The organism is [Eubacterium] eligens ATCC 27750 (assembly GCF_000146185.1).
Taxonomy (GTDB): domain Bacteria; phylum Bacillota; class Clostridia; order Lachnospirales; family Lachnospiraceae; genus Lachnospira; species Lachnospira eligens.
This window is the reverse complement of the sequence record NC_012778.1, coordinates 1508502-1522062: the sequence shown is the minus strand read 5'-3', so window position 1 is coordinate 1522062 and position 13561 is coordinate 1508502. Positions and strand designations below refer to the sequence as shown.

Genomic DNA, 13561 nt, shown 5'->3' with positions numbered 1-13561 from the left:
TATATATATTTGAAGAAATTACAAAGATTGAGAGGAAAATGTATATGAAGATAAAATCAGTGGCAGTATTTGGAGCAGGAGCAGTTGGCTCTTATGTTATATGGGGACTTTCAGAAAAGAAGGATATAAGTTTAAGCGTTATTGCAAAGGGTGAAAGAGCGGAAAGACTTAAGGCAGAGGGCTGCTTAATTAATGGGAAGACATACCACCCGGAGGTATTGACACCTGAGGAGGCAAAGGGTGTTGACCTTCTTATTGTGTCATTAAAGTATGGCGCACTTGCAGGTGCATTAGATGATATTAAGGAAGTTGTCAGTGAGAATACAATTGTCATGAGCCTTATGAACGGCGTTGACAGTGAAGAGATAATATCTACTAAGATAGATAAATCACATATCATTTATTCACTTATAAAGGTGGCGTCACACCGCGAAGAAAAGGAATATGTGTTCAATCCTGAGACTACAATAGGCATTATATATGGCGAGGAAGCTGCACCATTTGAGAGTGAGAGAGTTGCGGCAATAAGAGATTTATTTGATGGAACAGGACTTAATTACAGAGTGACTGACTGTATCAAAGAAGAGATATGGAGCAAGTATAGACTTAACATCTGTAACAATCTTCCACAGGCTATTATTGGAGCAGGTGTTGGCTGCTATACAGACAGTGAGCATATGAAAGCAATCAGCGAAGGATTACGTAAGGAGGTTGAAGCAGTTGCTCTTGCAAAAGGCATTGATATGAGCAGATGCGCAGGTACATCAAGCCGTGGAAGTGCTGTTCCGCCAACAGCAAGATATTCAACACTGCAGGACATTGATGCAGGCAGACATACAGAGATAGATATGTTCTCCGGCACAATGATGCGTATGGGAAAAGAACTTGGAATTGCTACACCATATAACGAATATACATATCACATCATCAAGGCACTTGAAGAAAAGAATGATGGCGTGTTTGATTATGATGAGAACAGTGAGGCTGTGACTTATTCTAAGTAGTGAATGACAAGAATTAATAATTCCTGTTGACATATACCCACATAGGGTATATTATACATCATGTAAATGAGATATACCCTACCAGGGTATGTTACATCCACAATAGATAAATATAATAAAGCGTTTATCAGGCACAGAATATAATAATCAGACTAAGGAGGAATAATGGAAAAAGAATGTTGCTGTCATAAGACAAAAGAACGTGATGCCAAGGAATATAAAGACCTCTGTAACAGACTTAGCAGAATTGAAGGTCAGATAAGAGGAATTAAGGGAATGGTCGAGAAGGACGCATACTGTATTGACATTCTTAATCAGGTATCGGCAGCCCAGTCAGCGCTTAACAGTTTTACGAAGGTGCTCTTAGATAATCATATCAAGAGCTGTGTAGTCCGTGATATTAAAGAAGGCAAGGACGATACAGTAGAAGAGCTTGTTAAGACAATTGGCAAATTCATGCGATAAGAATTATAAAAGGAGATACATAATATGGGAACAGCTATAATAATTGGAATATTAGCAGTAATAGTAGTAATCGCAGTGATAAGCAGTGTTAAGCATATGAAAGGTGAAGGCGGCTGCTGTGGCGGTGGTGGAGATACTGTTCCAGAAGAGAAGAAGATTCTTGATAATCCTGTAATTGCTGTCAAGACTGTTGATATTGAAGGCATGCATTGTGAAAACTGCAAGAATAGTATTGAGAGATCTGTTAATAAGATTGATGGTGCTTCATGCCAGGTTAATCTTAAGAAGAAGCAGGCAACAATTGAAGTTGACAGAGAAATCGATGACGCTGATATAAGAATTGCAATTGAGAGACTTGATTTTAAAGTTACAGGAATAACAACTAACCGCATGGAGGTGTAGTGCGATATGGAACAGTACAATGTTACAGGAATGAGCTGTGCAGCGTGTCAGGCGAGAGTCGAGAAGGCTGTCAGCAAAGTGCCTGGAGTGGAAAGCTGTTCAGTAAGTCTTCTTACTAATTCGATGGGTGTTGAGGGAACTGCACCCACAGATGTAATCATTAAAGCTGTGGAAGCTGCGGGATATGGTGCATCAGTTAAGGGGGCAAAGAACAGCAGTCCTTCAATGCAGGAGCAGGAAGATGCGCTGGCAGATAAGACAACCCCAGTTTTAAAGAAGAGATTAACAGCTTCAGTTATATTTCTTATTGTGCTTATGTATTTCAGTATGGGACATATGATGTGGGGCTGGCCGCTTCCATCAGTGCTTGAAGGAAATCATGTGGCCATGGGCCTTATACAAATGCTGCTTACAATAATAATAATGGTTATTAATCAGCATTTCTTCATAAGTGGCTTCAAGGGATTGTTACATCGTTCACCTAATATGGACACACTTGTTGCGCTTGGTTCAGGAGCAGCATTTGTGTGGAGTACATATGCACTTTTTGCCATGACAGACTGTCAGGTGAGAGGTGATATGGCAGGTGTAATGCACTATATGGATGAATTCTATTTTGAGTCAGCGGCTATGATTCTTACACTTATAACAGTAGGAAAAATGCTTGAAGCCCGCTCAAAGGGAAAGACAACCGATGCATTAAAGAGTCTTATGAAGCTTGCTGCCAAGACGGCAGTACTTTATGCAGATGGGCAGGAAACATGCGTCCCTGTTGAACAGGTCATGACAGGTGATATATTTATTGTAAGACCAGGTGAGAATATACCTGTAGATGGTGTGATCATTGAAGGTAACACGGCAGTTAATGAATCAGCTCTTACAGGTGAGAGTATTCCTGTTGATAAACAGGAGGGGGATCAGGTAAGTGCAGCAACACTTAATACATCAGGATATATAAAGTGTAGGGCGACAAGAGTTGGAGAAGATACAACACTTTCCAAGATAATACAGATGGTGAGTGACGCGGCTGCAACAAAAGCACCTATTGCAAAGATTGCTGATAAAGTTTCGGGAGTATTTGTACCTGCAGTTATAACAATAGCAGTTATAACAACAATAGTATGGCTGTTATGTGGCAAGGACTTAGGATTTGCACTTGCGAGAGGAATCTCAGTGCTTGTAATAAGCTGTCCTTGTGCGTTAGGACTTGCCACTCCGGTTGCGATTATGGTTGGTAACGGAGTTGGTGCAAAGAACGGAATTATGTTCAAGACCGCTATTTCTTTAGAGCAGACAGGAAAGATGCAGATAGTTGCACTCGATAAGACTGGTACTATTACAGAGGGGGAACCCAAGGTTACAGATATTATAACAGGTGATGGAATCTTACAGAATGAGCTTCTTACTATAGCATATGGGCTTGAAAGAAAAAGTGAACACCCACTAGCAAAAGCAGTTGTTAATTATGTTGAAGAGAGTGGCGATAAGAATTCATTTGCAGAGGAAGTGACTGGTTTTAAGGTTGTTGCCGGTAACGGACTTAAGGGAATGCTTGATACAAATGTAGTGGCAGGCGGTAATCTTAAGTTCATTTCAGAATATTGTAATGTCTCTGATGATTTAAGAAACAAGGCTGACGATTTATCATCAGAAGGAAAGACACCGCTTTTCTTTGCAAGAGATAATGAACTTATGGGAATAATCGCTGTTGCAGATACGATTAAGAAAGACAGCCCACATGCTATTAAAGAACTTCAGAACATGGGAATAAGGGTTGTAATGATTACCGGAGATAATGAAAGAAGCGCGAAAGCAATAGGAAAGCTTGCCGGAGTTGATGAGGTTATTGCAGGTGTTCTTCCTGAAGGAAAAGAAAAAGAAATAGCAAGACTTAAGGAGCAGGGAAGTGTTATAATGGTAGGTGATGGCATTAATGATGCACCTGCACTTACAAGAGCTGATATTGGTATTGCAATCGGAGCCGGTACAGATGTTGCTATAGATGCGGCGGATATAGTTCTTATGAAGAGCAGATTATCAGATGTTCCTGCTGCTATAAGACTTTCAAAGAGGACACTTACCAACATACATGAGAATCTGTTCTGGGCATTCTTCTATAACTGTATAGGAATTCCACTTGCAGCAGGTGTGTGGATACCAGTATTTGGCTGGACACTTAATCCAATGTTTGGTGCAGCAGCTATGAGCTTATCAAGCTTCTGCGTAGTAACTAATGCATTAAGACTTAATCTTATAAAGATATATGATACAGGAAAAGACCACATTTATAAGAAAAAGTCTCGCAAAAATAAAAATAAAACGACAAAAGGAGACATGGCTATGACAAAGACTATGAATATTGAGGGTATGATGTGTGGACACTGTGAAGCTGCAGTTAAGAAGGCACTTGAGGCTGTTGATGGAGTTACAGAGGCAGTTGTAAGTCATGAGAACGGAACAGCAGTTGTTACACTTTCTAAGGAAGTTGATAATGATGTATTAAAGAAGGCTGTGGAAGATAAGGATTATAAGGTAACAGCAGTTAAGTAAATGATATTAGAGATTAAGAACCTCCGTCGGATGATTTGTCTGACGGAGATTTTTTAGTTGAGTAACACATAATTAAATGTTAAAATCTCTTTATATGCTAAAAGCGTATTTTGGGGGATAAAATAATGAACATGGTATATCTGTTATTGTATGTAATTGCAGCAATGATTGTAGGATTTGTGATGGTTAAGACATATCAGGAGAAGGACAGAATGAGAAGGTATGTAATAGTCTTGCTGGCCCTTGCAATGATATGTATTGTGAGTTATTCTGTGAATTTCATGACAGATAATTATAATGTAATGTCTGCGGCTACAAGTATTATGATGGCTGCACAGGATTTTCTGCTTGTTTCACTTTTTATATATACAACAGAATTTGCAAGAATAAGCAATAAGGTAACTAAAGTAATGACAATTGCGGCTTTTGTAATTGCAATAATTGATTCTGTTGTATTTATTGCGAATATATTTAATGAAATTGCTGTTAAGTACAGTCTGGTAAAATGTGACGGAATATATGTACTTGGATATGAAGGGGAATTGTGGTTTGGCATACATGCTGTTATGAGCATGATTATAACAGCATGTATAATTGCTGTATTAGTTATAAAATGTATACATATACCAGGGGCTTACTGGGGAAGATATATTGTTATGGCAGCAGGTTTGGCAATTATTATACTTATTAAATGTGTATTCATATATAAGATAATAGATTTAAGATTTGATATATCAATTTTTTTGTATGCATTTATAGGAGTAATGGTTTACTGGAATACATTCTGGTATTCAAAAAAGAATATGCTCACAATAACTCATGCTATGATTATAGATCATATGCATGTTCCTGTTATTTTGTTTGATTATGAAGGGGTGCTTGCGGATTTTAATACATCTATGAAGGAATTGTTTGGGAATCTGGAATATGATGACAGGGAGCAGACAATTGACTGGTTTTTTAAGAGCAAATGTGTTCCGGTTATGGCAGGACAAAATACATTCCAGTGGAAACTGGATAATAAAGCTTATGACTGCAGAATAGAGAAATTATTGGATGATAAGAAAAGGCTGCTTGGAACAATCATTGTAATGCAGGATGTTACAGAACTAAAAAGGGCATATACAGAACTTGAAAATATGGTTATATATGACCGGCTTACTGGCGTTTACAGTATGTACAGCTTTATGGAGCATTGTAAGTCTTATGATGGGTATAAGGGAAATATTGCGGTAGCAGTGTGCGATATTGACGGACTTTCAGAAATTAATTTTAAATACGGACAGAAGGCAGGCAATTCTGTACTTGTAAATGTGGCAGGAGTATTAAAGAAAAAGCTTAAGGATTCCGCATATATTGCAAGACTTAATGAAGGAGATTTTGTGGCGGTAATTAAGAATATTTCATTGAAAAAAGCTGACATCATATTTGCAGAAATAGAAAAAGCAGTAAGCACGGAATGTTCTGATGATAAGATGAAAGTTTCCATGAAATACGGTATTGCAATGAGAAACTCGACTAATGGATGGATGATGGATGTTGTTCATGAAGCGGTTGGCAGAATGAAGGGAAAGAAGGACAGGTAAATGAAATTCGATGGAATAAAAAAGGTTTCAGAGGGAAGATTCATAAACAGATACGATCTGTATTATACAACTGAGGATGATAAGAAAAAGGTTTACGAAATCATAAGCAGAAACAAGGATATAAAAACTATTGAAGATATAAGAAACGAAAAGACTGATGGTGTGGTTATTGTTGCAACAGACGAATCGGACGAACATATTCTGATTAATAAGGAATATAGAATGTCTGTGGGAGATTATGTTTATAATTTTCCGGCAGGACTTATTGATGAAGGAGAAACTCCTGAGATGGCAGCAAAACGTGAGCTCAAAGAGGAGACAGGACTTGATCTTATTATAATTGAGGATAAACTCTATGACAGCTACAGTGCCATAGGATTTTCTAATGAGACAAATGCCGTGGTTATAGGAAAAGCTACAGGAGAATTTTCACCCAGTACATCTACATTTGAGGAAATTGCAGCAGCATGGTATTCGAAGGAAGAAGTAAAGGCACTTCTTAAAGACAGTCATTTTGCAGCGAGAACACAGGCGTTCTGCTATATGTGGGCAAGAAATTAATAATAAAGAGGCAATGGTATGATGAAAGGTAAAAGAATAATAACAGGTATTATGCTGGTACTGGTGATGGTCTGTATATCAGGATGTAAAAAGATATCAAAGGCAGCTATATTTACATATGAGGAAAATGATGCTGGAAAGCTGGTTATTACAGGGCTTACAGATAAAGGAAGAGCTGATGCAAAGATTGTAGTTCCTGCGCAGATTGATGGCAGACAGGTTGAAGGTATAGGAAGTGGTGTATTTCGTGATGATACTACAGTGACAGAGATTGTTATATCTGATGGAATAAGCTATATTGCAGAAAATGCTTTCTTGAGCTGTTATAATCTTAAAACAATTGAGATTCCGGAATCAGTTAATTCTGTTGGAACTAATGCATTTACTGATACACAGTGGGAATATGACCAGCTTGCTGATAAGAATGAGATTATTGTTAATGATGTGTTATGCAAGGTAAGTAAAGATAGTGGAATTTACAATATTCCGGATGGTGTAAGGACAGTTGCTTCGGGAGTGTTTTATAATAAAGATGGTCTTACACAAATAAATATTCCTGACAGTGTGGAAGTAATTGGAGCATATGCATTTGCTGGCTGCAAGGGGCTTAAGGAAGTTAAGCTTCCATCAGGTATTAAGCGGATTGAATACGGTGCATTTTCTGATATGAATATTAGTGAGATTGATGTTCCTAAGTCGGTTGATTATATAGGAAATGAAGCGTTTGAAGGGATTGAAAATGTTATAAAACGATAAGGAGGATGGTTTATGGTAAAGAAAAAAAGTAATTCTTTTCTGTCATGTGATGGAAAGACATCTGTTCATGTTGTTATGTGGTGTCCCGATGAGACAGAATATGACAAGCCTGTTGCGGTATTGCAGATATGTCATGGGATGATTGAGTATATTGACAGATACGACGGATTTGCAAGATATATGGCAGAGAGAGGATTTGTTGTTGTTGGCAATGATCATCTTGGACATGGAAAGTCAGTATGCACGGATGATGATCTGGGATTTTTTAAAGAGAAGAATCCGGGAGAGGCACTTGCAAAGGATGCACATCATCTTACAGTTCTTATCAGGAAAATGTATCCTGGTATTCCATATTATCTTGCAGGACACAGCATGGGGTCATTTGTTACAAGAAGATATATATGTGATTACGGATATGAACTTGATGGAGTTATTGTAATGGGAACAGGACACCAGCCGGCACCAATGGTGCTTGCAGGAAAGGTGCTTGCTGATGCAGTAAGACTTATAAAGGGTGATAGGTACAGAAGCAGACTAATATCTAAGATTATGTTCGGAGCTTATAACAAGCGCATAAAGAATGTAAGAACAGTCAATGACTGGCTGACAAGAGATGAAGCAGTTGTTGATGAATACAATGCTGGAAAACTGACAACATTTCTTTTTACGGTCAATGGTTACAGAGGACTTATGAATATGATTCTGTATGTAAGAAAGCCGCGCAACATAGAAAGAATTCCTAAGAATTTGCCAATGCTTATGATATCAGGGCTTGATGATCCGGTGGGAGAGTACGGAAAAGGCGTTTACAGGGCATATAATTCATATCATGGTCATATTGATGATATTGATTTAAGACTTTACGAGGATTGCAGGCATGAGCTGTGTAATGAACTTAATAAAGAAGAAATATATGAAGAAATATATGGCTGGATTATGAACCATATGAGTAAGTAGATTAATAATAGCGGAATGGCAGTTTCAAACCATTCCGCTTATTTCTTTATTGATTATAATCTGATAGTAGTGTACTTAGGAATGCATGCAATTCCTAATGCGTAAGGACCTGTATGGCAGCCAGAGATAATACTGATTCTTGTCTTGAAATCTTCGCGTCTTTCGAGAAGCTTCACACCAAGTTGTGCTTCAACATCATCTCTGTATTTTTCAGCTTCTTCCAGGTTAGTACAGTAACCAACAGTGATATCCCAGTTCTCAATCGGCATTCCCTTTGATTCAATGTATTTCTGAATCATGTCAATAACATTAGATTTACCCTTATTTCTTGTTCGTGTAAATCCACCAAGTCCGATTTCTCCTTCTTTCATAACGATGATAGGACGGAGGCTTAATTTGCTTGTGATTGTAATTGCTGTCTTGGCAAGACGCCCGCCTTTACTTAAGTATTCAAGTGATTCTGTTGTAAACATTATTCGGCCATCGTTTCTTAAAGCTTCAAGAACCTTGATTGTATCCTCATATGAATATCCTGCTTTTCTCATCTGCAGAGCCTGATATATGAAGAGTGAAAATGATGCTGAGTTAAGCAGTGAATTAATAACTGTAACCTTAGCATCAGGATGATCTTCTAATATAATATCCTTAGCTGTGCAGGCTGAGTTATAAGATCCTGAGAAGTATGATGTAATTGTACATACAATAGCAGGTCTGCCAGCTTCCACACTTGGCATAATAGCATCAACAAAATCCTGTACACTTGGAAGAGAGGACTTAGGGAATGCACCTTCGTCAGTCATTCTTCTATAGAATTCATCGTGAGTAATGTCATATTGTTCTTTAAGATAATTAACACCATCAAATGTTGTGTAGAGAGGTACAAGCTTAAGATTGTGTGTCTCTGCATATTCTCTAACAATATCGCAGGCTGAATCAGTGATTATATCAAACATAATATATATTATCCTCCGCGTTGTAAAAACGATTTGTTTTGTTAATTGAAATGATAACACATAGTTTTTAAAACTACAATACATTAATATTAATATTTTGTAAAATATAAGTTTGTAAAAATAAAAAAATGTTGTATAATCAACTCGTATGTATATTTTTTCGAGCGGAGGAAATAATTGATGAAGGTATGTGCATTTCTTACAGATGGTTTTGAAACGGTAGAAGCACTTGCAGTTGTAGATATATTAAGAAGAGCGGATATTAAGACAGATGTGATATCAATAACAGGTGACATTAATGTAAAAAGTGCTCAGGGGGTAATTGTTCAGGCTGATGAGCTTTTGGATGAATATGTATTTGAAGGAGATGAACTATTATTCCTTCCGGGTGGTCCGGGTCATAAGTCATATTATGATTGCAAGGATTTACTGGAACTTCTTAAAGAATACAATAAGAAGAATAACAGAATTGCAGCCATATGTGCAGCACCTTCGGTTCTGGGAAATCTCGGACTTCTTGATGGAAAGAAAGCAATGGCATTTCCTGGATTTGAAGATCAGTTAAATGGTGCAACTGTAGTTACAGCTCCTGAGCGCGTTGTTACAGATGGTAATATTACAACATCAAGAGGAATGGGAACATCTATTGATTTGGGACTCGAACTTGTAAGACTTATCAAAGGGGAAGAACTGGCAGAAAAATTAAAAGCTTCTACCCAGTATATTTAGTATGAGGGAGAGAAATTACGATGGGATTCGATAATTATGATGAAGAAAAAATACGCCGCAACAGAAAAAGAAAAATGCTGTTGATGAAGAAGAAAAGACAGCAGATTTTAAGAAGAAGAATTATGATAACGGCTTTAATGGTTATTGCGATTATACTTGCTGTTATTATTATCAATTCTGTTTCAGGAATAAAGAAAACATTTAAACAGAAGGAAGCATTTGCATCGGATGTGATTAGTGAAACACAGCCAGAGGAAGAAACAGAGAAGCCTACAGAGCCGCCTCTTATATATGCCCAGATGGCATCTGATTATTTTGATCTTACATCTGAAAGTAAGGTTTCTTCGCCATATGCTGCTCTTTTAGATGTTGATAATCATAAAATAATTGCAGGAAAACAGGCAGATACCAGAATGTATCCGGCGTCTATGACAAAGGTAATGACTCTTATAGTTGTAACTGATAATATAGATAAGATTCCACAGACATATACTTTTGGATTTGAAATGCTTAACAGATTATTCAGGGAAGAAGCTTCTGTAGCAGGATTTCTTGATGGAGAGACTGTTGATGTGGAAGATTTACTTTATGGATTGATACTTCCGTCAGGTGCTGATGCGGCAGAGGCACTTGCAATAATGGTTGCAGGTTCTAATGAAGAATTTGCTAAGCTGATGAATGCAAAATGTAATGAACTTGGTTTAAAACATACACGATTTGCAAACCCTACAGGACTTTATGACGAGGAACAGTATACAACTCCTGCAGAGATGGCTATGATAATGGAGTATGCAATGAGGGATGAACTAAGGGCAAAAGTGCTTGGAACATATCAGTATAAAACCAAAGCAACAGCACAGCATCCAGATGGAATACAGCTTACAAGTACAATGTATTCAAGGATATATGGCAATGAAGCACCCGGGGTTATTGTTAAAGGTGGCAAGACAGGATTTATCAGCCAGGCAGGAAGCTGTCTTGTAAGCTATGCGGTCACTAATAAAGGGCATGCTTATGTATTCTGCACAGGCGGGGCTACATATAAATGGGCACCGGTTTATGACGAAATATATGTATATAAGAATATAATTCCTGAATCAGAGAAAAATTTAGAAGCAGAAACAAAAAAATAACTACTAATAATTAACAGCCAGAATATGTCATAATAATCAGAATTAACAGATACATAATAATATCAAGACGATAAGTTATGGCGCCATAACTTTTCGGCTTAAACCTAAAATGTGTTTAATAAGGAGGCTTATTATGGCTAAATCAACAAGTTCTAATTATAAGACTAAGAAGGAAGCACAGAACGCACTTGACAGATTCAAGATGGAGGTTGCTTCAGAAATTGGCGTTAATTTAAAGGATGGTTACAATGGAGACCTCACATCAGCAGAAGCTGGTTCAGTTGGTGGTAACATGGTAAAAGAGATGATCAGAAGACAGGAAGAGCAGATGAGCGGTAAGTAATCATCTGGGATGTGAAAAAATGATTTATCTTAAGTAATAAATAGGGTTGTAATCCACATATTTCTTAGCAAATATAAAGATTGCAGCCCTATCTTTTATTTTTTAAAAATAGTACTGGTAATCTAAAAACAGTTGTGTTATAATTCGTGGGTATGTTGTACGATAGTAACAATACATATTTCATAGGAGGATTAATTTATAATGAGTTTCACAGTTGAGAATTTAGAAGAGAAGAATATGGTTAAACTTGTTATTGAGTCTACTGCTGAGGAGTTTGAGGCAGGTCTTAATACTGCATATAATAAGAATAAGAGCAAGATCAGCCTTCCTGGTTTCAGAAAAGGTAAAGCACCTAGAAAGATGATTGAGAAGATGTATGGCGCAGAAGTATTCTACGAAGATGCTGCTAATTCAATCATTCCAGATGCATATGCTAAGGCTGCTGATGAGTGCGGTCTTGAACTTGTTTCACAGCCTAAGATCAATGTAACACAGTTAGAGGCTGGAAAGCCATTTATCTTCGAAGCTGTTGTTGCTACTAAGCCAGAAGTTGAACTTGGACAGTACAAGGGTGTTGAGGTAACTAAGGCTGATACAGAAGCAACAGATGCTGATGTTGAAGAAGAGTTAAAGAGAGTACAGGATCAGAATTCAAGAACAGTAGCTGTAACAGACAGAGCTGTTAAGGATGGCGATAATACAGTTATTGATTTCGAAGGATTTGTTGATGGTGTTGCATTTGAAGGTGGAAAGGGAACAGATTACCCACTTACAATCGGATCTCATTCATTCATTGATACATTCGAGGATCAGATTATCGGTATGAATATCGGTGATGAGAAAGAAATCAATGTTACATTCCCAGAAGAGTATCATGTAGATGATCTTAAGGGTAAGCCAGCTATGTTTAAGGTTTCTGTTAAGGAAATTAAGGAGAAGCAGCTTCCAGAGCTTAATGATGAATTTGCTCAGGATGTATCTGATTTTGATACAATTGCTGAATATAAGGATGATTTAAAGAAAAAGATTGCTGACAGAAAGTCAAGAGAAGCTAAGGCTAAGCAGGAAGACGAAGCAATCGCTAAGATTATTGAAGACTCTAAGATGGATATTCCAGATGCTATGGTTGATACACAGGTTAACAGAATGGTTGAGGATTTCGCTCAGAGATTACAGCAGCAGGGATTATCAGTTGAGCAGTACTTCCAGTACACAGGCATGACAGCTGATAAGATTATGGAAGAAATGAAGCCGGAGGCTGTTAAGAGAATTCAGTCAAGACTTGTTCTTGAAGCAGTTGTTAAGGCTGAGAATATTGAGACTTCAGACGAAGATTTCGAAGCAGAGTTAAAGAAGATGGCTGAAGCATACAAGATGGAACTTGATCAGATTAAGGAATTCATGGGAGACTATGAGAAGAAGCAGATTAAGGAAGATCTTGCAATTCAGAAGGCTGTAGATGTTATCGTAGGATCAGTTGTTGAAAAGTAATTGAATCTTAAAGAAACATTTTAGTATATTGGAGGTTGTGTAATGAGTTTTGTACCTTATGTCATTGAACAGAACAGCAGAGGCGAAAGATCATATGATATTTATTCACGTCTGCTTAAAGACAGAATTATATTCTTAGGAGAAGAGGTAACAGATGTTTCTGCTAATCTTGTGGTAGCGCAGATGTTATTCCTTGAAGCAGAAGATCCGAGCAAGGATATACATTTCTACATTAACAGCCCGGGAGGTTCTGTATCAGCAGGATTTGCTATATATGATACAATGCAGTACATCAAGTGTGATGTTTCTACAATCTGTATAGGTATGGCTGCAAGTATGGGTGCATTCCTTCTTTCAGGCGGTGCTAAGGGAAAGAGACTTGCTCTTCCTAATGCAGAGATTATGATTCATCAGCCATCAGGTGGTGCAAGAGGTCAGGAAACTGAAATCAGAATCGTTGCTGAGAATATACTTAAGACAAGAAATAAGTTAAACGAAATACTGGCAGCTAATACTGGCAAGTCAGTTGAAGAGATTTCACGCGACACAGAGAGAGATAACTATATGACAGCACAGGAAGCTGTTGCATATGGACTTATCGACAGTGTTGTAGAGAAGAGATAATAATTGC

At 37.6% G+C, this 13561-nt stretch carries 14 protein-coding genes; 13 read left to right on the top strand and 1 reads right to left on the bottom strand.

The genetic code is table 11. The annotated features are described in order from the left end of the window. Window positions 1–44 precede the first annotated feature (44 nt). The 8 genes from EUBELI_RS07105 (at window position 45) to EUBELI_RS07070 (ending at window position 8281) form a co-directional block, all read left to right on the top strand. Window positions 45–1004, top strand: a complete 960-nt coding sequence (locus tag EUBELI_RS07105; protein ID WP_041688180.1) for a ketopantoate reductase family protein — start codon at window positions 45–47, stop codon at window positions 1002–1004. A 165-nt stretch (window positions 1005–1169) separates the two neighbouring features. Beyond that, complete coding sequence (locus tag EUBELI_RS07100) at window positions 1170–1469, top strand: metal-sensing transcriptional repressor (protein WP_012739694.1); 300 nt, start codon at window positions 1170–1172, stop codon at window positions 1467–1469. Window positions 1470–1493: 24 nt separating this feature from the next. After that, window positions 1494–1871 (top strand): heavy-metal-associated domain-containing protein, encoded by a 378-nt coding sequence (locus EUBELI_RS07095; RefSeq protein WP_012739693.1) that lies wholly within the window; start codon window positions 1494–1496, stop codon window positions 1869–1871. A 6-nt stretch (window positions 1872–1877) separates the two neighbouring features. Further along, the gene (locus tag EUBELI_RS07090; RefSeq protein ID WP_012739692.1) at window positions 1878–4421 is read left to right on the top strand and encodes a heavy metal translocating P-type ATPase; all 2544 of its coding nucleotides are present in this window, start codon (window positions 1878–1880) and stop codon (window positions 4419–4421) included. A 125-nt stretch (window positions 4422–4546) separates the two neighbouring features. Next, window positions 4547–6007 (top strand): histidine kinase N-terminal 7TM domain-containing diguanylate cyclase, encoded by a 1461-nt coding sequence (locus EUBELI_RS07085; protein WP_012739691.1) that lies wholly within the window; start codon window positions 4547–4549, stop codon window positions 6005–6007. Then, window positions 6008–6568, top strand: a complete 561-nt coding sequence (locus tag EUBELI_RS07080) for an NUDIX hydrolase (RefSeq protein WP_012739690.1) — start codon at window positions 6008–6010, stop codon at window positions 6566–6568. 18 nt (window positions 6569–6586) lie between these two features. Continuing rightward, window positions 6587–7324: a leucine-rich repeat domain-containing protein gene (locus EUBELI_RS07075; protein ID WP_041688179.1), complete on the top strand. Its 738-nt coding sequence runs from the start codon at window positions 6587–6589 to the stop codon at window positions 7322–7324. A gap of 12 nt (window positions 7325–7336) precedes the next feature. Beyond that, entirely contained in the window at window positions 7337–8281 is a 945-nt protein-coding gene (locus EUBELI_RS07070; RefSeq protein ID WP_012739688.1) for an alpha/beta fold hydrolase, read from the top strand. A gap of 53 nt (window positions 8282–8334) precedes the next feature. Here EUBELI_RS07070 and EUBELI_RS07065 read toward each other — a convergent pair whose 3' ends face one another. Further along, window positions 8335–9234 (bottom strand): DegV family protein, encoded by a 900-nt coding sequence (locus EUBELI_RS07065; RefSeq protein ID WP_012739687.1) that lies wholly within the window; start codon window positions 9232–9234, stop codon window positions 8335–8337. Between the two features lie 180 nt (window positions 9235–9414). Between EUBELI_RS07065 and EUBELI_RS07060 the strand changes: the two genes are divergently transcribed. The 5 genes from EUBELI_RS07060 to clpP all read left to right on the top strand — a co-directional run bounded on the left by EUBELI_RS07060 (window position 9415) and on the right by clpP (window position 13554). After that, window positions 9415–9963 carry a DJ-1 family glyoxalase III gene (locus EUBELI_RS07060; RefSeq protein WP_012739686.1) on the top strand — a complete coding sequence of 183 codons (549 nt, stop codon included), beginning with the start codon at window positions 9415–9417 and terminating at the stop codon, window positions 9961–9963. Window positions 9964–9983: 20 nt separating this feature from the next. Next, a complete protein-coding gene (locus EUBELI_RS13635) occupies window positions 9984–11096 on the top strand; it encodes a D-alanyl-D-alanine carboxypeptidase family protein (protein ID WP_012739685.1) in 1113 nt (370 codons plus the stop codon). A gap of 133 nt (window positions 11097–11229) precedes the next feature. Beyond that, window positions 11230–11439, top strand: coding sequence for an alpha/beta-type small acid-soluble spore protein (locus tag EUBELI_RS07050; protein WP_012739684.1), 210 nt, complete (start codon window positions 11230–11232; stop codon window positions 11437–11439). A gap of 201 nt (window positions 11440–11640) precedes the next feature. After that, window positions 11641–12930 (top strand): trigger factor, encoded by a 1290-nt coding sequence (gene tig, locus EUBELI_RS07045; protein WP_012739683.1) that lies wholly within the window; start codon window positions 11641–11643, stop codon window positions 12928–12930. Between the two features lie 42 nt (window positions 12931–12972). Then, window positions 12973–13554 (top strand): ATP-dependent Clp endopeptidase proteolytic subunit ClpP, encoded by a 582-nt coding sequence (gene clpP, locus EUBELI_RS07040; RefSeq protein WP_012739682.1) that lies wholly within the window; start codon window positions 12973–12975, stop codon window positions 13552–13554. Window positions 13555–13561: the final 7 nt, after the last annotated feature.